Source organism: Mesorhizobium sp. M1C.F.Ca.ET.210.01.1.1 (genome assembly GCF_004791585.1).
In the GTDB taxonomy this organism is placed as follows: domain Bacteria; phylum Pseudomonadota; class Alphaproteobacteria; order Rhizobiales; family Rhizobiaceae; genus Mesorhizobium.
Genome location: NZ_SRUU01000124.1, coordinates 1 through 396, shown reverse-complemented (window position 1 = coordinate 396; position 396 = coordinate 1). Strand labels below are relative to the sequence as shown.

Genomic DNA, 396 nt, shown 5'->3' with positions numbered 1-396 from the left:
CATTCAAGGAGTTCGCGAAGCGGTGGTAGAGGCCGCTGTGTTCGCCATATCCATGCAGAAAGACGATCTGCGCAGTGGGCTTCAGCGGAGCCCAGTGGCGGTAGTAGACCTGTCCGGAAGCGCCCTCAAACCTTGGCATCGACCACCTGTGGCGGATTACTTCGTTACGGGGCAAGCCCGTTGAGGATCATGTCCATGGGAATGTCGGCGCTTGGATAGCCGCCGACAAGGATCACATTGGCATGCACGCGATAGTCGCCCGTCTGGACAAACAGCTTGCACCGATCGCGAAGGTCATAATAATCCGGGATGTAAGGCACTTCGTAGACGTGTTTCTCATCGAAGAGCCTGGACAGCATGGCGAAGCCATCAGGATTTGCACCGCGCATGTCCTTG

Annotated in this window: 1 protein-coding gene; it reads right to left on the bottom strand. The window is 56.8% G+C overall.

Features of this window, described 5'->3' with window-relative positions; all coding sequences use genetic code 11:
- Nucleotides 1-164: 164 nt before the first annotated feature.
- The coding region (locus EN853_RS34315; RefSeq protein WP_210236097.1) for a hypothetical protein at nucleotides 165-396 on the bottom strand (232 nt) is incomplete at its 5' end.